General features: G+C 47.4%; 16 protein-coding genes and 1 riboswitch. Of the genes, 5 read left to right on the top strand and 11 right to left on the bottom strand.

Annotation, left to right across the window (positions count from 1 at the left end):
* Window positions 1-184: 184 nt before the first annotated feature.
* Window positions 185-400, bottom strand: a riboswitch (cobalamin riboswitch).
* Window positions 401-495: 95 nt separating this feature from the next.
* From G9G57_RS08210 to cobD, 3 genes are read right to left on the bottom strand one after another with little or no spacing between them, the layout of a single operon-like run.
* The gene (locus G9G57_RS08210) at window positions 496-1,248 is read right to left on the bottom strand and encodes a histidine phosphatase family protein (RefSeq protein WP_164964817.1); all 753 of its coding nucleotides are present in this window, start codon (window positions 1,246-1,248) and stop codon (window positions 496-498) included.
* 14 nt (window positions 1,249-1,262) lie between these two features.
* Window positions 1,263-2,234, bottom strand: coding sequence for an adenosylcobinamide-phosphate synthase CbiB (gene cbiB, locus G9G57_RS08205; RefSeq protein WP_164964816.1), 972 nt, complete (start codon window positions 2,232-2,234; stop codon window positions 1,263-1,265).
* Window positions 2,224-3,324, bottom strand: a complete 1,101-nt coding sequence (gene cobD / locus G9G57_RS08200) for a threonine-phosphate decarboxylase CobD (protein ID WP_164964815.1) — start codon at window positions 3,322-3,324, stop codon at window positions 2,224-2,226. Before cobD ends, cbiB begins: the two co-directional genes overlap by 11 nt.
* A gap of 161 nt (window positions 3,325-3,485) precedes the next feature.
* Between cobD and G9G57_RS08195 the strand changes: the two genes are divergently transcribed.
* Together G9G57_RS08195 and G9G57_RS08190 are read left to right on the top strand one after the other, a co-directional pair.
* Window positions 3,486-4,487 (top strand): lipoate--protein ligase, encoded by a 1,002-nt coding sequence (locus tag G9G57_RS08195; protein WP_164964814.1) that lies wholly within the window; start codon window positions 3,486-3,488, stop codon window positions 4,485-4,487.
* Window positions 4,488-4,649: 162 nt separating this feature from the next.
* A complete protein-coding gene (locus tag G9G57_RS08190; RefSeq protein WP_016820665.1) occupies window positions 4,650-5,450 on the top strand; it encodes a Cof-type HAD-IIB family hydrolase in 801 nt (266 codons plus the stop codon).
* 138 nt (window positions 5,451-5,588) lie between these two features.
* On the opposite strand, the gene G9G57_RS08185 is transcribed toward G9G57_RS08190, so the two are convergent.
* On the bottom strand, window positions 5,589-6,500 hold the full coding sequence (locus G9G57_RS08185) for a DMT family transporter (protein ID WP_126666669.1): 912 nt from the start codon (window positions 6,498-6,500) through the stop codon (window positions 5,589-5,591).
* A gap of 132 nt (window positions 6,501-6,632) precedes the next feature.
* Here G9G57_RS08185 and G9G57_RS08180 point away from each other — a divergent pair, with 132 nt between their 5' ends.
* Window positions 6,633-8,141, top strand: a complete 1,509-nt coding sequence (locus G9G57_RS08180) for an aminotransferase-like domain-containing protein (protein WP_126666670.1) — start codon at window positions 6,633-6,635, stop codon at window positions 8,139-8,141.
* A gap of 14 nt (window positions 8,142-8,155) precedes the next feature.
* On the opposite strand, the gene G9G57_RS08175 is transcribed toward G9G57_RS08180, so the two are convergent.
* Both G9G57_RS08175 and G9G57_RS08170 read right to left on the bottom strand, forming a co-directional pair.
* A complete protein-coding gene (locus tag G9G57_RS08175; RefSeq protein ID WP_016820668.1) occupies window positions 8,156-8,926 on the bottom strand; it encodes an MBL fold metallo-hydrolase in 771 nt (256 codons plus the stop codon).
* A 151-nt stretch (window positions 8,927-9,077) separates the two neighbouring features.
* The gene (locus G9G57_RS08170) at window positions 9,078-10,139 is read right to left on the bottom strand and encodes a sulfate/molybdate ABC transporter ATP-binding protein (protein ID WP_017426561.1); all 1,062 of its coding nucleotides are present in this window, start codon (window positions 10,137-10,139) and stop codon (window positions 9,078-9,080) included.
* 219 nt (window positions 10,140-10,358) lie between these two features.
* Here G9G57_RS08170 and G9G57_RS08165 point away from each other — a divergent pair, with 219 nt between their 5' ends.
* Complete coding sequence (locus G9G57_RS08165) at window positions 10,359-10,760, top strand: secondary thiamine-phosphate synthase enzyme YjbQ (protein WP_013369978.1); 402 nt, start codon at window positions 10,359-10,361, stop codon at window positions 10,758-10,760.
* A 173-nt stretch (window positions 10,761-10,933) separates the two neighbouring features.
* Here G9G57_RS08165 and G9G57_RS08160 read toward each other — a convergent pair whose 3' ends face one another.
* The 3 genes from G9G57_RS08160 to G9G57_RS08150 form a co-directional block, all read right to left on the bottom strand.
* Window positions 10,934-11,515, bottom strand: coding sequence for a TetR/AcrR family transcriptional regulator (locus tag G9G57_RS08160; RefSeq protein ID WP_164964813.1), 582 nt, complete (start codon window positions 11,513-11,515; stop codon window positions 10,934-10,936).
* Window positions 11,516-11,520: 5 nt separating this feature from the next.
* Window positions 11,521-12,153: a YigZ family protein gene (locus G9G57_RS08155; RefSeq protein WP_164964812.1), complete on the bottom strand. Its 633-nt coding sequence runs from the start codon at window positions 12,151-12,153 to the stop codon at window positions 11,521-11,523.
* A 147-nt stretch (window positions 12,154-12,300) separates the two neighbouring features.
* The gene (locus G9G57_RS08150) at window positions 12,301-13,656 is read right to left on the bottom strand and encodes a glucose-6-phosphate isomerase (RefSeq protein WP_013369975.1); all 1,356 of its coding nucleotides are present in this window, start codon (window positions 13,654-13,656) and stop codon (window positions 12,301-12,303) included.
* A 251-nt stretch (window positions 13,657-13,907) separates the two neighbouring features.
* Between G9G57_RS08150 and G9G57_RS08145 the strand changes: the two genes are divergently transcribed.
* Window positions 13,908-14,807: an NAD(P)-dependent oxidoreductase gene (locus G9G57_RS08145; protein WP_164964811.1), complete on the top strand. Its 900-nt coding sequence runs from the start codon at window positions 13,908-13,910 to the stop codon at window positions 14,805-14,807.
* A gap of 108 nt (window positions 14,808-14,915) precedes the next feature.
* Here the strand turns inward: G9G57_RS08145 and ppnP are convergent, their stop codons facing one another.
* Together ppnP and tkt are read right to left on the bottom strand one after the other, a co-directional pair.
* A complete protein-coding gene (gene ppnP, locus G9G57_RS08140) occupies window positions 14,916-15,230 on the bottom strand; it encodes a pyrimidine/purine nucleoside phosphorylase (protein ID WP_016820673.1) in 315 nt (104 codons plus the stop codon).
* A gap of 290 nt (window positions 15,231-15,520) precedes the next feature.
* On the bottom strand, window positions 15,521-17,566 hold the full coding sequence (tkt, locus tag G9G57_RS08135; protein WP_016820674.1) for a transketolase: 2,046 nt from the start codon (window positions 17,564-17,566) through the stop codon (window positions 15,521-15,523).
* Window positions 17,567-17,804: the final 238 nt, after the last annotated feature.

Raw genomic sequence — 17,804 nt, 5'->3', positions numbered from 1 at the left:
ATCGTTAAGAGCGTTACTTGAACATCATCCGTATTTCCTCATTCCAGCCTTCTTTTCCTATCAAAAACCCCCGCATCCTCATTTCAGGACACAGGGGTCACGTTAGCACAGATTGTGCGCAGGCGGGCAGCTTCCTTCCGCATGGACAGTCACTGCGAACACGTCATCCTTTCCTCGAAGGATTATGGTGACAGGCGGACGGGCAGGTATCCTGACTTATGGAAGAGGCATGCCCTGATATTCTTTCACATGCTTGGCGGCACATGTAACAGGGCTAATGAGCATGTTTCCATTTACAGTGGCGGGACCGCGTCGGACTCACACCGACTTCCCTTTTAACAGCGCAATGAAGAAAAGCAAGTTCCCTCACACGGCGCCGACCTCGTCTGCTGGATATTTGATGTAGTGTAGTCAAGCCGTTCTTTTACTTGATGATTATAGGTTAAAAAGAGTTAGCTTACAACCCAAACAGCTGCTTGATTCGCCACAACTACCCTAGTGAAAAAGCAATTTTGCTATACAATTGTGCAGTCCTGCCAGCCTTAACTGAAGCCTAATCGCTTCTCCCGGTTTTGGATTCAGACTCCAAAAATCATGACCTGGTATCAGCATACAAACCAATTGGCGAATTACACCACCATGCGTGACAACCAAAACAGAGGGCGGTGCAGCATTCAACTCTATTGGCTGAACCTCCAAAGCAATGCGCCACGCAAACAGAGAGTCGAGGAATTCACGCAGACGATTCACAAAATGGACCCAAGACTCTCCTCCAGGCGGGGTGATTCGTTGTGGCTCATCAATCCAAGCACGATACAACGCCACATCCTTAAGCATGTCATACGTTTTTCCATCCCACTCGCCAAAGTGAAGTTCTCGCAGACGTGGTTCCATCATGGGAGGCATAGCAGATAGGAAACGTTCAGTCGTCAATGCTGACCCCGGCAAAATGATCTGCAAGGTCTGGCGACATCGCATCAAGTCACTGCAATAGATTTGAGCAAAGGACTGGCCCTGCAATTTTTCCCGTAAAGGCTTTAATTCCTGCTCTGCTCCAGACAGCAAACTCAAATCGGCATGTCCCAGATATCGACGTTCCTTATTCCATAAGGTTGTGCCATGACGAACTAACACGAGCTCCATGTCCCACTGCAGATCTTCTTTAGCATCATTCGGCTCTCTTACCTGTTGTGAGTTCGGACTTAGTGCACGTTCTCGCACTCTTTTCCCTTCTGTATTTTGTTTCAAAATAATGTCACTCCTCACCGCATCCATCCCAAGGCAAAACACCCCGCAACTCCCAACAAACACAACCCTACAAACATAGTGGATACGGCGAACATCAGCCGGATTGTATGCCGGATATCCTTCGACTCCAGTGGTCGTATCTCTTCGCCCATATATGCCCGAAAGGAGCGTACGCCGTGATACACGTTATAGCCACCGAGACGAATCCCCAAGGCACCTGCCACTGCTGATTCGGGGAAGCCGCTGTTCGGGCTTGGGTGCAGACGGGCATCCTGCTTGACTGTGCGCCAGCTTCTTGCAGCATCCAGCCGATACAACCACGCCGCTATCACAAGCATAACTGCTGTCAGGCGAGCCGGAATGTAGTTAGCTACATCATCCAGACGTGCCGAGGCCCAGCCTAAATGCAGATACTTTTCATTTTTGTAGCCAACCATCGAATCAAGCGTATTTACAGCTCGATATGCCAGTGCCAAGGGAGCTCCCCCGATCAGGGCATAAAAAAGCGGGGAAATAATGGCGTCCACGATATTTTCAGCGACTGTTTCGACGGTACCGCGTACAATTTCAGGCTCGTCAAGCTGCTGCGTATCCCTCCCGACAATCATGCCTAACTCCCGACGTGCCACAGTCAGGTCATTTGCCTGCAACGCTCGGTATACGGCCATCCCTGCGTCCTTTAGTCCTTTGGAAGCAATTGTGGTTGCAACCAGAACAATTTCTACGACGACAGACAACCATGGGTGAATCCAGGCAAGCACACGCAATAGCCCCCAAGCAAGCCCAAAGGAGCCTCCTGCCACAATGAGTGGAAGCAGTATACCCGCACGTTTCAATCCCCGGTCACTGCGGACCTTACGACGAATCGCTTTTTCCAATGCTGAAATGGCATGTCCCATCCCGATGACTGGATGTGGCAACCATTTCGGATCGCCGATTAGCCTGTCCAGCAGATAGGCTGCCATGATTACCAAGCTAACGATCACGCCGCTCCTCCTCCAACACTTCACTGAGTGCAGACAGCAGCATATTATTGGCTTCGGCGTCCTTGACTGCAATTCGAAAATGGCTCGCCGACAGCCCCGGATACATGGCACAGCTACGTATAAGAATCCCACGTTGTCCAAGCGCCTGCTGAATAGCCGATGAACTCCACGTTCCCGGCGCCCTTGCTAGCACGTAATTGGCTTCGCCGGGAACGACACCGCAGCCCCATTCCGCTAAGGCAGTCAGCAAGCGACTGCGCTCCGTCGCAATTAGTTCCTGTGTGCGGCGCTCATAAGCTTGCCCACTTCTCAGACACGCCTCTCCAGCCAGCAACGCCAATCCATTAACACTCCAGGTCACCTGTTTGGCCGTCATTTGCCGGATATAGTCCGGATGAGCAATCGCATAGCCCAATCGCAAGCCAGGAATGGCATAAAATTTGGTCATCGATCGGATCAAAATCACATGAGGATAGCGATCCAGCACAGGCAATAATGAGACTTGCCGTTCCAGTGGGATAAAATCAATAAAGGCCTCATCCACCACCAGCACGGTACCCGTTCTGCCAGCCGCCTCTGCCAGTTCATATAGCTCCTGCTCACCATATTGCACACCGTTCGGATTATTCGGTTGCCCAAGGAACAATACATCTACCTGCTCCATGAGCTGAAGGATGTCCTCCACGTCTGCCTTCCATTGAAGCGAAGCCTTCCCGTATACCCGGTGGATCTCGGCTCCAAATTTGCCAGCCAGCTCGGCATATTCCGAAAAACACGGCTCCACTGTGCCCACACGCTTGGGAGCCAGGCCCAATAGTAAGAGAGCCATGCTTTCAGCCGCGCCGTTACCGATGCTCAGCGACTCCGGTGGAACGTGCAGCCGCCGTGCCAGCATATTTTTAAAGTGGCGATGCCCAGGGTCAGGATAGCGAATCACCGTGTCCAATGAGCTTTGCAGTGCCTCAAGCACCTCCGGTGGCGGACCAAGCGGATTAATATTTGCACTAAAATCCACAAAATCCGCCGCAGCTCCGCCAAATGTCGCGGCAGCCGTTTCCCTGTCCCCGCCATGACCATAAACCTCTATCATTGCCTCATATCCTTTCCGCCCGTTTTCAATCATTTAGCTCCATTATGAGGCTGCTTTTTGCGTCCCGTCAATGCAAATGAGCTTTTGTACATGGCTCACTTGGGTTACAATAGGGGGAGGCACACATAAAATACACAGTTTGTATATACGGAGGAATGGACATGCTGTTCATCGACAACCAGGGCATACACGATCCAGCCATTAATCTTGCTATTGAGGAATACGCGCTCAAGCATTTACCGCTGGACGACAGCTATCTGCTGTTTTACATTAATCAGCCTTCTATTATTATAGGCAAGCATCAAAACACCATTGAAGAAATCAACGCTGAGTTTGTGAGAGACAATAATATTCAAGTCGTTCGTCGCCTGTCCGGCGGCGGGGCTGTATATCATGATCTCGGTAACTTAAATTTCAGCTTCATTACCAAGGATAACGGGGAGTCCTTTCATAATTTCCTCAAATTTACGCAACCTGTGATTGACGCCCTCCGCCAAATGGGAGTAGAAGCCGAAATGACAGGACGCAACGATCTGCAAGTCGGAGAACGTAAAATTTCAGGAAACGCTCAATTTGCCACACGTGGACGTATGTTCAGCCATGGTACATTGATGTTCAACCTGAATCTGGACAATGTGGCTGCATCACTGCACGCCAATCCCGAGAAATTCAAATCCAAAAGCACAAAATCCGTCCGTAGTCGCGTGGCTAACATCAGCGAACTGATGGACCGTGAGATGACCATAGAACAATTTCGCGAGGAATTGCTGCGATCCATCTTTGGCTCAGAATTGGATCAGGTGCCTCAATATAAGCTCACCGATGCGGATTGGGCTAAAATCCATGAAATTTCCAAAGAACGCTATCAATCGTGGGATTGGAACTACGGTCTATCCCCTGAGAGCAATATCAAACACACACGTAAATTCCCGGTCGGTATTATAGATATCCGCATGGATCTGAAGGAAGGCTACATCCGTGATATTAAAATCTACGGGGATTTCTTCGGTGTAGGTGATGTCGCTGATATTGAAAATATCCTGCGTGGCAAGCGTTATGATGAAGGTGAGGTCCGTCAAGCCTTATCCTCTCTCGATTTGAAGCATTACTTTGGTAATATTGAGCTGGACGACTTTGTTGGACTTGTATTTCTGGAAGACTAAGCGTTACTTTTTTCCATGGTTTCAAGCCAATACTTCAGTGGTTATAAGGGGACAGGCTCTTATGGGCGTCGTCCCTTTTTCAATGCGATATTGTCATTTTGAATATTATAAGATACAATTTTAATATTGCCCCATGATAGAGATAAAGGAGAGAATACCGATATGTATAAATTAATTGCCATTGATATTGATGATACTCTCATTAATGACCAGAAAGAAGTTACTCCAGCGACACAACAGGCATTGGAAGCTGCTGTAGCTAAAGGTGTGGTGGTTACTCTCGCTACTGGACGAGCTTATGCCTCCGCGCACAAAATTGCACGCCAGACGGGGTTGAACGTTCCGATCATTACGTACCAAGGAGCTTTGGTTAAAAACCTGCTGGACGAAAACGTGCTGTATGAGCGTTATGTTCCACTCGTAGCTGCACGTCGTCTGTATGAATTCTGCGTGGAACGCAATCTGCATTTGCAAACGTATATAGATGACAAATTGTACACTCGTGAAGATAATCAAAAAATTAAAGATTACACCGAGCTGAACAACACAGAATATTTTGTAGAGCCTGTGTTCAGTAAAGTTATTGAGCAACCAGCTCCTAAATTGCTGATTATCGACGAGCCGGAAGTGTTGGACGAATTAATTCCCGAACTTCGCGAATTGCTTGGCAGTGAAGTGCATATTACAAAATCCAAGCCTCATTTCCTGGAAATTATGCATCATGAAGGCACCAAGGGCCACGCTCTTGCCTTCCTTGCAAACCATTTTGGCTGTGATCTGTCGGAGACCATTGCGATCGGCGACTCTTGGAATGACCATGAAATGCTGGAATGTGCCGGTCTTGGCATAGCGATGGAGAATGCGATTCCTGATTTAAAAAAGCTGGCTGATTACATTACTCGCAGTAATAACGAAGACGGTGTAAAGCATGCCATCGACAAATTTGTACTCAATGTTGAATAAGCAGAAAGTGACTGTACCCATAATACTTTAATAAAGTATTACAACAACAAAGCCTCCAAACGCCGCATGTTTAGTAATATACGGCAGTTTGGAGGCTTTTTCTATCATATTACATCATATTCTAACAACTTCGAAATATCAGGCAGCAGAGCGTACTTTGCGTCTGTTCACTAGACGGATGATTCCGTTATTCATACACATCAACCCGGTCACAATGAGCAGCACCCCTGCCAGCATCCACCAGCTTACATGTTCACCATATAAAAAAGCACCCAGGCCTACAGCAATCGGTGGTGAAATATAGAGCCATGTGGTCGGAAACAATGGATTCGTACGCGCCATAAGCCAGTAAAATAGTGTTTGCGCAATCATGGAGCCAAACAGGATCAAATAAAACAGAGAGCCCATGGCAGGCAGCAGATTCCATCCCTCAGAATTCCAAGGCTCAGTGAAAGCCGACAGTACTAGCAGCATCCAACCACCATGGAACATTTGAGCTGCATTTAAGGCAATCGGATTCGTATCACGAAATGCATCCATGACTCGCTTGGAATACAGGGCTCCACCCGAATAGCATAGCTCACCCAGCAAAATGGCTATGCAACCTGCCAACCACAGGCCGCTGATTTGAACCGCTAAGCCGGGCAATACCACCAGCACGACCCCGAGAAAGCTGATCATACAGCCCATGAGCGTAATTCTCGTCGTTTTTTGCCGCAGTATTGCAGACTGCATCAGCACAATCATCATCGGTCCGGTGGCTGACAAAATAGCGCCGATCCCCGAGCTGACATATTGCTCTGCCCAATACAGTGTTGAGAATGTGCCGAAGGTCGTTCCCGTCCCAATCAGCAGCATTTCCTTACGCCATAATAACGACCACCGAACCTTTCCCGACAGCCTCATCGCAATAAACAAGATCGCCCCTGCTGCCATAAAACGTGCACCTGCCGATAGAAACGGCGGAAGTCCGGCTTCCACTCCCACTTTGATAGCCAAAAATGTGGTGCCAAAAATAAGACACATAACTGTAAAGGCGATACCAATCATGACACTTCTCTCTCCCTTCTGTTATTCACAAGCATACAAGGAGACAGACAGAACAGATGGGCAACCACAGAACAGTTGTATACGTTTTTGAAGTGCTGTATAGTACAATACACACAAAGGAGCGTGGACAGCATGGGCAAGGTTAACAGCGAATTATTGTTTTCAACAGAAAATAACTCGGCCGATCCGAGCTTAAAGCTGTATGAGCAGGTCGTCCATTACGTAAATGTGCGGATTGAGCGCGGGGACTGGCCAGCAGACGTTAAATTGCCGTCGGTGCGAAGTCTGGCTCAGGAGCTGGGTGTGCATCGGTTAACCGTATTCCGGGCATATCAGGAGTTAAAGCAACAAGGACGCATCTATGTAAAAGATAAATCGGGATATTACGCTCATGCTTCCCATGCAGCAGAATTGGGAATATGTACTGCCTATTCGGAACGATCATCCACAAAGAGGATCTTCCAATCGGAATCCACTTACATGGCAGACGATCCGTCTGTTTCCGTCTGGAGGGGGCTGGATGGACTCACCCAGGTTCATGCCGTGAACGCAGACTTCCAATTTTCCAAGGCCCTGATTGATCCCTCTCTCCTGCCTAACCGATACTGGAGAGAATTAATGATGCAGGTGTTTGAAAAGCATCCAAAAATCGCAGCTACCTATTCTTCTGTACAAGGAGACGCTGAGCTTCGTGATGCCATGGCGCAGCATTTTAGCACAGATAAGCATTTTGCAGTATCAACGGACGAAGTACTGATTACCTCCGGCGCACAGCAAGCCATCGATTTGGTTTCCCGATCTCTGATCCGTACAGGAGACCGTGTATTAATCGAACGTCCGGTCTATGGTCCCGCCATGGAAATATTCCGTAGACAAGGCGCCCGCCTAACTGTAACTGATATACGGCCAGAAGGTTATGATATGGATCAGATTGAATGGTGCCTGAAAACGGAAAAACCGCGTCTCTTTTATGTGAATCCGACCTTTCACAATCCGACCGGCTTTACGATCCCCGATGAGCAGCGCAAACGTCTGCCCGAACTGGCCGAGCGCTACGGCTGTCTTATTGTCGAGGATGACAGCACCTATGATATCAGCTTTGGGCAAAAGCCGCCTTCTCCGATTTTCTCCTATGATATCTCGGGGAGCGTCGTCTATATTCGCAGCTACAGCAAATATGTCGCACCCGGTCTGCGAATCGCAGCCGTAACCTGTAGGCCTCAGCTCATGGACAGTCTACTGAGCGTCAAAGCGCTAGTGGACAACGGATCGCCGCTGCTGAATCAAAAGCTGTTTTTACAATACTTTCAATCCCCACGTATGCAGCAGCATATTAAAAAGCTATGTATTGCGCTCCAGATTCGTAAGGAAACGATGGAGACCAGTCTCCGCGATTCCGGCTGGACATGGACCAGCCCGGCGGGAGGACTCAACCTGTGGCTCCAGCTACCTTCTACGATACAACCTAATGAGCTGCTTGCCAAAAGTATACAAGAGTCCGTTTCCTTTGTCCCAGGCAATGTATTTGATCCCGTCGGTGCAGAGGGTAAAACGCATATACGGTTGTCCTATTCTTACGCCAATGAGCTGCAAATTAAAGAAGGGATCTCCACACTTCTACGCATCAGTCGAACGATGTAAAGGTAAAACCATCGTTATTCTAACGGTAAACTCATACCTGTATGTGCCAAACTGATCCCTTCCAGCAGCCCGTAGTTGTGTGTGATATCCACATCATGGGACATATGTGTAAATACCGTGCTTCCGGGCTTCAGTCTTCCTACAAGTTCCTGAGCCTCCAGCATGTCATATACCGAGCGGGTGGTATACTCCGCTTCCTCATGGTAAAAGCTCGTCCCCAGCACGAGTAAGTTCAGATTATGTAAAGGTAAAATTTCCGCCTCATTCAGTCCAATCGAATCCGAACAGTAGGCCCATGAGAAGCCGTCTTTTTCTAAACGATATGCGTAAGCATATCCATTCTTCCCGTGATTCACACGCCATCCTCGGATGTTCCACCCGCCAAGTTGGACTCCCTGATCTACTGGAATAAGATCCAGGTTTCCAGGAAGCCAGGAAAATTGACGTAAGATCGTGTCGATCACTTCCTGTGGAGCGAACAAGCGCCCTCTATTACCGGTCCAGCGACAGGCATCCGCCCATTCTGGCAATCCTCCAATATGATCAAAATGTGCATGTGTCACGAGGATCGTAGGGATAAAACGCAAACTGCGCAATTCTAACTGTCTACGCCAGTCGGGGCCACAATCAATCATAAAATCCTCTGTCTCGCTTTCGATCAGCACAGACGATCTCAACCTTACATTCGTTCCTATCGTGCGGGCCTCTGTGCACACAAGACAATCACAATATACACGCGGAACCCCCATTGCATCCCCTGTGCCAAGAAAAATAAGCCGATTCATGATTTAACTCCTATCTATCTGGGTGTTTTTACTCCTATTATAACGAACATATCAAGCCTGCGTAAATCACCCCAGCGACCAACGACAAAAGGAGCATGTCCAAAGCCGTAAAACAGGCCAGACACCCCCCTTATATGTGATCTTTTTATTTTCAAATGATAATAGGCATGGGGTCTTCCTTCAGGCGATTTTCCACCATCCAGCTAGACTCTTCATTATATAGATAGGCCCGATGCACCAACACTCGCACCTGCTGACCAGGTTCCAGTGTAGACTTTTCCAATGAACGGTATGTCATGAGACGCTGATCCCCGACCTGGACTTCAACCATCCATTCACTCCCACGAAAATGTAAATGCTTCACAATGCCTTCCTCGGTTGCCGACAGGAGCGCAAATTCCTCACTCGGTCCGACATCAATGTACTCCGGACGAATCAAGGCACGTGTTCCCACTCCGGCAGCTTCCTCAAAGCCCTTGAGACTACTCGCCTGTTCAATCACCGTGGATTCCCCAATAAAGGAAGCTACAAACGGAGTCCCCGGTTTTTTATAAATATCCCAAGGCGTTCCCTTCTGCTCCAGCCGTCCTTGATTAATCACCATAATCTCATCCGCTACTTCAATCGCCTCGTCCTGATCATGGGTGACGAAAATGGAGGTAATACCTACCCGCTCAATCAACTCTCGCAACCAGGTGCGCAGCTCCTGACGAATCTTGGCGTCAATAGCCGCAAATGGCTCATCCAGCAGCAGTAGTTGAGGCTCCGGTGCCAAAGCACGCGCAAAAGCAACCCGCTGTCGCTGTCCACCTGACAACTGATGCGGATAACGATGCTCAAAGCCTTTGAGCCCCGTGAGTTCGACCAGCTCAGTGACCCTTTCCTTGATGCGGGCTTTGGAGCTTTTTTTCACTTTCAAACCAAAGGCAATATTGTCGTACACGCTCATATGCTTGAACAAAGCATAGTTTTGAAATACAAATCCGATTCCACGCTCCTGTGGTGTCAGCTCGTTTACCCTTTTTCCGTGAAAGCGGATCTCTCCTGCATCCGGTTGCTCCAGCCCCGCCAAAATGCGAAGAATGGAGGTTTTCCCCCCGCCACTTGGACCGAGCAAACCAATAAGATGACCCGTCTGAATATCAAAAGATACGTCCTTTACCGCATGAAAATTACCGAAATGCTTGTTTAATCCTCTTACTTCCACATGCATATCCGTACACTTCCTTTCCGCTTCTGGACCAGTTCAGGAACAGCAGCAGCCTTGCTTATCGCAAAGCACGCACCTCATTTGAAAACATTCAATTATTCCAATAAACTTACTTTGTTTTTCTTATGTGATACTTTATCAAAGGAAAGTAATTTTCGTCAACTCTATATATTATCTTAAGAATGAAAAGGGTAAAGTAATACATAGAAAGGAGATGGATTTATGTTGCATACTTTTGAATTATCTACGACACGGCGAGATGAAATGCGTGATATTACGCGTGAGGTTGCAGCACTCATCGAAAAAAGCGGGGTGCAGCAAGGAACAGCTCTAATTTATTGCCCACACACGACAGCCGGCATCGCCATTAATGAAAATGCCGACCCAGATGTCAAACATGATGTCATTTTAAGGCTGGATGAGGTTTATCCCTGGGAACATCCTCAATATCGTCATATGGAGGGAAATACGGCGTCCCACCTAAAATCCATTACAACAGGCCCATCACAAACAGTTATCATTCATGATGGAAAGCTGTTGCTTGGACGATGGCAGGGTCTTTATTTTTGTGAATTCGACGGCCCACGCAGACGCCAATACCATGTGAAAATTATGAAGGGCTGACGGAGGCATGCAAAAAAACAGACGATGATGTTCTCCCTCTGGATACATCATCGTCTGTTAAATTCTTAGTCGCTTTCGCAAAGTACCGTAATGATAAGTCACCGTCATGAAGTGCAAACACCCAAAAAAGCGCCCTACATGTTCATGGCTGAAGCGTATGAATGCAGGTACGCTCATAGGTGTCTGCACAGCAGCTTTACATGTGCTAAAGCAGTGGGCCTGATCTCTTCAAATGTTAAACCGTCCTGAATATAAAATGACACAAAGCCATGCATGGATAAAAACAGACTTTTCGGTACTCTTGAGCATTCTTCCTCCGAATGTCCCTGACCATCCAATTCCTGGCGAATCATAGACGCAAATAATTCCACACAACGGTTTTGCTCTGTCCGACAGTATGCAAAAAGCTCTTCATCGTGCATCATGAACATAATTTCGTACTGATATGGATTTTCCAAGCCAAAACGGATATATTCCAGCATCAGGTACTCCAATCTGCTCAAGCCATCATCAGGCGTGACTGTTGCTGCTTGCAGTAGAATCCCACGCAATGTATTGAAATCTTCAATCACAATGGCGTAGAACAGTTCAGCCTTCTCTTTAAAATGATAGTATAACGAACCATGACTGTAACCCAGATGCTGGCCAATGCTGCGCATTGAAATCGCACGGTAGCCCTTGGTGATAAACAAGTGCCTGGCCGCTTCCAGAATCCGCCCTCTTGACAACTCCTGTTCTACTGCTCTTCTAGCCATATTATTTATTCCCCTTCAATAAAGTAAAGCTGCTCTCCCTCCGACACAAGCGATTGTCCCTGTGTCAAGTCGGTTATCCAGTTGCAGAAGGATTCCGCATCACCAGCCAGCGGCAGACAGGTTAAGGTAACTTTATCCGTAAACATCGTTTCTCCGGTACGGATGCTGCGATTACGTAATTCATTTTCCACTTTGCCCAACCAAGTATAATCCAATTCCACAAAAACTTCACGATGCAGCACACGTGTAATCGCATCCCCTGCCTCGATAGCTGCAACAGCACCATCTGAGTACGCGCGAATTAGTCCGCCTGCTCCCAGCAAAATCCCGCCAAAGTAACGGGTAACCACAATAGCGACATTTTTCAGTTTCTGATTGCGGATGACCTCCAAAATGGGCTTACCCGCCGTCCCGCTCGGTTCTCCGTCATCCGATTGCTTTTGGACTTCGTCTCTTTCCCCAATCATATAGGCCGAACAATTATGGGTAGCATTCCAATGCTCTTTTTTGATGCGCTCTATAAAAGCAACTGCTTCTTCCTCAGTTTGAACAGGCTGAATATGGCCGATAAAACGGGATTTTCGGATTACAATTTCCTTGTTGCCGGCACCGCGTACGGTTCGGTATTGTTCCAACATACACGTATAACCTTCCTTACTTCATTTTACAAGAAAGCAGTTCCCCGCTTCTGGCAGCTGGCGAACTGCTTTCCTGTACTTAATTGATGCTATACACTATAACGCTTCAGACCGAAAGCCTGTTTCGAATCAGAAATTATAGTTCCCTTATTCAGACAATCTCGCTTCAAGCTCAGCTTTTTCTTTTTCGAAGCCCGGTTTGCCGAGCAGCGCAAACATGTTCTTTTTGTAAGCTTCTACGCCCGGTTGATCGAACGGATTTACGCCCAACAGGTAGCCGCTGATACCGCAAGCCTTTTCGAAGAAATAAGCAAGGTAGCCAAAGGAGTAAGGGCTCAAGTCAGGAATATTTACAATCAGGTTTGGTACTTGTCCGTCTGTGTGAGCCAGCAATGTACCTTGGAATGCTTTTTTGTTTACAAAATCCACTGTTTTGCCTGCCAGGAAATTCAGTCCATCCAGATCATCCTCATCTGCTTCGATGGTGATGTGACTAGGTACATTTTCTACTTGGATTACCGTTTCGAAAATGTTACGGCTGCCTTCCTGAATGAATTGTCCCATAGAGTGAAGATCTGTCGAGAAGTCAACAGAAGCTGGATAAATACCTTTATAATCCTTGCCTTCGCTTTCTCCGTACAGCTGTTTCCACCACTCGGATACGAAATGCAAAGACGGCTCATAGTTTACGAGAATTTCAATTGCTTTACCTTTGCGGTACAAAGCGTTACGAACGGCTGCATATTGGTAAGCCTCGTTCTCAGCTACATTCGGGTTGCTGTATTCTTTGGAAGCGTCTGCTGCACCTTGCATCATTTCTTCGATGTTGATGCCTGCTGTAGCAATCGGCAACAAGCCTACTGCTGTCAGCACGGAGTAACGGCCACCCACATCATCAGGAATAATGAAGGATTCATAGCCTTCCTCGTTAGCGAGCTTTTTCAGAGCACCACGTTCTTTATCCGTTGTAGCGTAAATACGTTTGCGCGCTTCTTCTTTACCATATTTTTTCTCCAAAGCCGCACGGAATACGCGGAAAGCGATAGCTGGCTCGGTTGTTGTACCTGATTTGGAGATGACATTCACAGAGAAGTCTTTTCCTTCAATCAGTTCCAACAGATGATTCACATATGTAGAGCTGATGTTGTTGCCTGCAAAATAGATAGCTGGACCCTTGCGTTGGTCTTTAGGCAGCGCATTGTAGAAAGAATGCGACAGCATTTCAATCGCAGCACGTGCTCCAAGGTAAGAACCGCCAATACCGATTACAATCAATACCTCGGAATCGCTTTGAATTTTAGCAGCAGCCTTTTGGATGCGCGCAAATTCTTCTTTATCATAATTGGTAGGCAGGTCAATCCAACCCAAGAAATCGGAACCTACACCTGTTTGATTGTGCAGTTGCTCATGAGCCAACTTGATGGGCTCTGCAAAATAATCAATTTCGTGCTGCCCTACAAAGGAGAGCGCTTTAGTGTAATCAAAAATAACTTTTTTAGACATGTTTGGAACCTCCTGTTTGGTATTACTAAGACCATGAATACGAACATAAGGACTTAGGAATAGGATACTTTAATTTGCTGAGCCTGACAAGCTTGCGTTACCTGTGTGTCCTGTGCCTCGACAGACCCTGCTGTAGATAGGGTAGCATGCCCATGCTACAATGAACTGAGAGCAATCTGTTTCAATATTCAATTCAAGCCGAACTCGCATCTGCATCGGACGGCAACTTCCAACAAGAAAGGTGATTAGCAATGAAAAACATCGGATTTATCGGACTGGGCACGATGGGCGCCCCGATGGCATCCAATCTGCTAAAGCAGGGATTCGGAGTCACAGTTTATAATCGTACCGCTTCGCGCTGCGAGCCCTTGGTAGAGCAAGGCGCACGTGCAGCTTCAACCCCTCGTGAAGCGGCCGAAGGGCAGCACCTGGTCATTACCATGGTCAGCGATGATCAATCAATAGGTGACGTGTATTACGGTCAGGACGGTGTGTTTGCTGGTCTTACGGCTGGTATGACCGTGATGGACAACAGCACAATTTCACCTGAGCTGGTCAAACAATTGGCCGTCGAAGCGGACAAGCTGGGCTGCTCCTTCATTGATGCCCCCGTAACAGGCAGCAAGCCTGCCGCTGTAGATGGAACACTCGTGTTCATGGTCGGCGGTCATGCAGAAGCGATTGCGGCGCAATCAGATGTTTTTGATACCTTGGGCAAAAAGGTGCTCCATATGGGACCAAATGGTAGCGGGGCCGTGGCCAAGCTCGCTCACAATACGATGGTCGGTATAAATAACCTCGCTCTGGCTGAAGGCTTTGCCATCGCAGCTAAATCCGGCATTCCAGCAGACAGCTTCCTAGAATTGGTACAGCTCGGATCGGCAGGTAGCAAGGCCGCTGACCTGAAAGGCCGCAAAATCATCGAGCATGATTTTAGCAACCAATTCTCACTTGCCCTGATGCTCAAGGATTTGAAGCTCGCTGCCTCACTAACAGACAGCCTGTCCATCCCTACGCCTATGTTGTCCATTGCCAAAAGCTTGTTTCAAGCCGGACAAACACAAGGCTATGGCGACGAGGATCTATCTGCTGTTGTAAAGACATACGAAGCATGGATTGGCCGCACCATTGGTGGTCAGCCTCTTGAGTAAGCTGTACTTTTCTTTGTAACCATGCTGCTGTGTGTTTGTATTTATAACACAGCTTTAGGGTAAGAACACTCGGCTTGTAGCTTGAGTGCTCTTACCCTTTTCAGCTCATTATTCCGGATAAGAACAGCAATAATCCGTTACACTTCGTACTTCCAGCTTGAAGGAAGACTTCGCAGGTACATGGAAGGTCGATGTGCCATGTATCTCCAGCCATTCCTCAGTACCTGGAAGCATCACTCTCAGGTCCCCTGCCAAAATCTCCATAATCTCACGGGAATCCGTACCGAACTCGTATGTTCCCGGCAACATAATCCCCAGTGTTACCTTACTACCATCACCTAGGATAACTGTGCGGCTTGTAACCTGACCATCGTAATAAACATTTGCTTTTTTAACTACGCTTACTCCATCGAACTGTGTCATTCGTTATCCCCTCATCTGCTCTCAATGGTGAATGAATATGGTGCATCATAACATAATTTGGATTCCAGCTTCAGTATGAAAATACACACTGTATCTGCGTACTCTATCCACTGATAATTCAAAGACATTTTATCGCAAAAAACAAATGTATGAAACAAACAGCCGTAAGCCTTACTCAGGTTACGACTGTTTGTGATACATGGATTGCCACAGCAGGTAAGTCGTTTGCCAGCAATACACGATCATTGCTTTATGGACAAACTCTTCCTAATTGCTGATGCTCCAATGTTTTATTTCAACAAAGCTTTGACACGGCTAACAACATTCTCTACTGTAAAGCCGTATTCCTTAATTACACGGTCACCAGGTGCGGATGCGCCAAATGTGCTGATACCGAGAATGTCGCCTTGGTCGCCAACATATTTTTCCCATCCCAGTGGATACGCCATTTCTACAGCCAAACGAGCTTTAACTTCAGGCAGCAGAACGGAATCTTTGTAAGCTTTGTCTTGTTTTTCGAACAGATCCCAGCTTGGGAAGCTGATAACGCGTACTTGAATACCTTCTTCTGCCAGTGCTTCCTGTGCTTTAACAGCCAGTTGTACTTCGGAGCCTGTAGCCAGAATTTGAGCAACCGGTTTGCCGTCTGCTGCATCTGCAACCACATAAGCACCGCGTTTGATACCTTCGCGTGCATGCTCAGCAGTAGCAGCCAGGATTGGCAGGTTTTGACGAGTCAATACCAGTGCAACCGGGTTTTTCTTGTTTTCCAGCGTGTAAGCCCAAGCAGCAGAAGTTTCATTACCATCAGCCGGACGAATGACTGTTAGGTTCGGGATAATACGCAGAGAAGCCAATTGTTCGATCGGCTCATGAGTCGGACCATCTTCACCAACAGCAATACTGTCGTGAGTCAGAACGTAGGTTACAGGCAATCCCATCAGAGCTGCCAGACGAACGGCTGGACGCAGATAATCTGTAAATACGAAGAATGTACCGCCGAATACTTTTACGCCTTGGTGCAACGCCATACCGTTCATCGCAGCAGCCATACCGAACTCGCGGATACCGAAGTAAATGTTACGACCAGCGTAGTCTTCTGGCGTAAAGTTCGTCAGGTTGTTCAAGTGTGTCATTGTGGAGCTTTCCAAGTCAGCAGATCCGCCTGTCAGGAAAGGAACGTTTGGAGCCAATCCGTTCAGTGCATTACCAGAAGCTACACGAGTTGAAACCGCTTTGTCTTCTGTAGAGTATTTCGGAAGGTCACGATCCCAACCTTCTGGAAGATCGCCGTTTACAGCAGTTTCAAACTGAGCTGCCAAATCAGGGTGAGCCGCTTTGTATTTCGCAAATTGTTCATCCCATGCTTTGTTAGCTGCGATACCGCGCTCTTTTACTTTAGCAAAGTGCTCGCGAACCTCTTGTGGTACATGGAAATCCTCTTCGTATACCCATTTGTAGAATTCTTTAGTCAGTTTAGCTTCTTCTGATCCCAGCGGGGAACCATGAGTACCACCGTGTCCGCCTTTACCTTGTTTGTTCGGGCTTCCGTAACCAATGACTGTTTTTACTTCAATCAACGTAGGACGTGTCGAATCGGCTTGTGCTTCTTCAATTGCTTTTTGGATCGCTGGAAGATCATTACCATCTTCTACGCGCAACACTTGCCAGTTGTATGCTTCAAAGCGTTTGGCAACACTTTCGGAAGAGGACAGATTAAGCTTGCCATCCAGTGTAATATCATTGGAATCGAACAATACGATCAGCTTACCCAGTTGAAGGCGACCAGCCAGCGAAGCGGCTTCATGCGAAATACCTTCCATTAGATCGCCATCGCCGCAAATAGCATATGTGAAGTGATCCACAACTTTAAAGTCATCTTTATTATATGTTGCACCCAGTTGTGCTTCTGCCATAGCCATACCTACGGACATTGCCAAGCCTTGTCCCAGAGGTCCAGTTGTAGCATCTACACCAGCAGTGTGTCCAAACTCAGGGTGACCCGGTGTAAGGCTGCCCCATTGACGGAATTGCTTCAGCTCTTCCATAGGTAGATCATATCCGCTCAGGTGAAGAAGGCTGTATAGCAACATAGAACCGTGTCCTGCAGACAGTACAAAACGGTCACGGTTCACCCATGTTGGGTGATTTGGGTTATGGTTCATTGTTTTAGCAAAAAGTTGGTAGCCCATTGGCGCGGAGCCCATCGGCATACCAGGGTGTCCCGAATTCGCTTTCTCGATGGCATCAATTGCCAACGTACGGATCGTTGTGATGGACAAATTGTCAATGGTGGAGTTTTCATCCTTTTGAATCGCTTGATTCTGGTCAGTCATGGTTTGCCTCCTCATATTGTATAAAGTATGTCAATTGCATTCCGTCATACTCTCCAATGCTCCCGTCCGATATAGAAACAGGGCTATCGAAGTGAGTGAATCTGCTTGAATGTTTCAATATGACTTATACATTCTTAAGTATTGTACCATTTGCCGTGAAAGTTTGCCAGATCGTTTATAAAGATGATTGTCGAAATGGTCGAATTGTAGTACAGCCCTCATATCAATATACCCGTTA

It is taken from the genome of Paenibacillus sp. EKM211P, from assembly GCF_011066175.1.
GTDB classification, from domain to species: Bacteria; Bacillota; Bacilli; order Paenibacillales; family Paenibacillaceae; genus Paenibacillus; species Paenibacillus polymyxa.
Note: the sequence above shows the minus strand (reverse complement) of the source record. Positions and strands in the feature narration are given on the sequence as shown.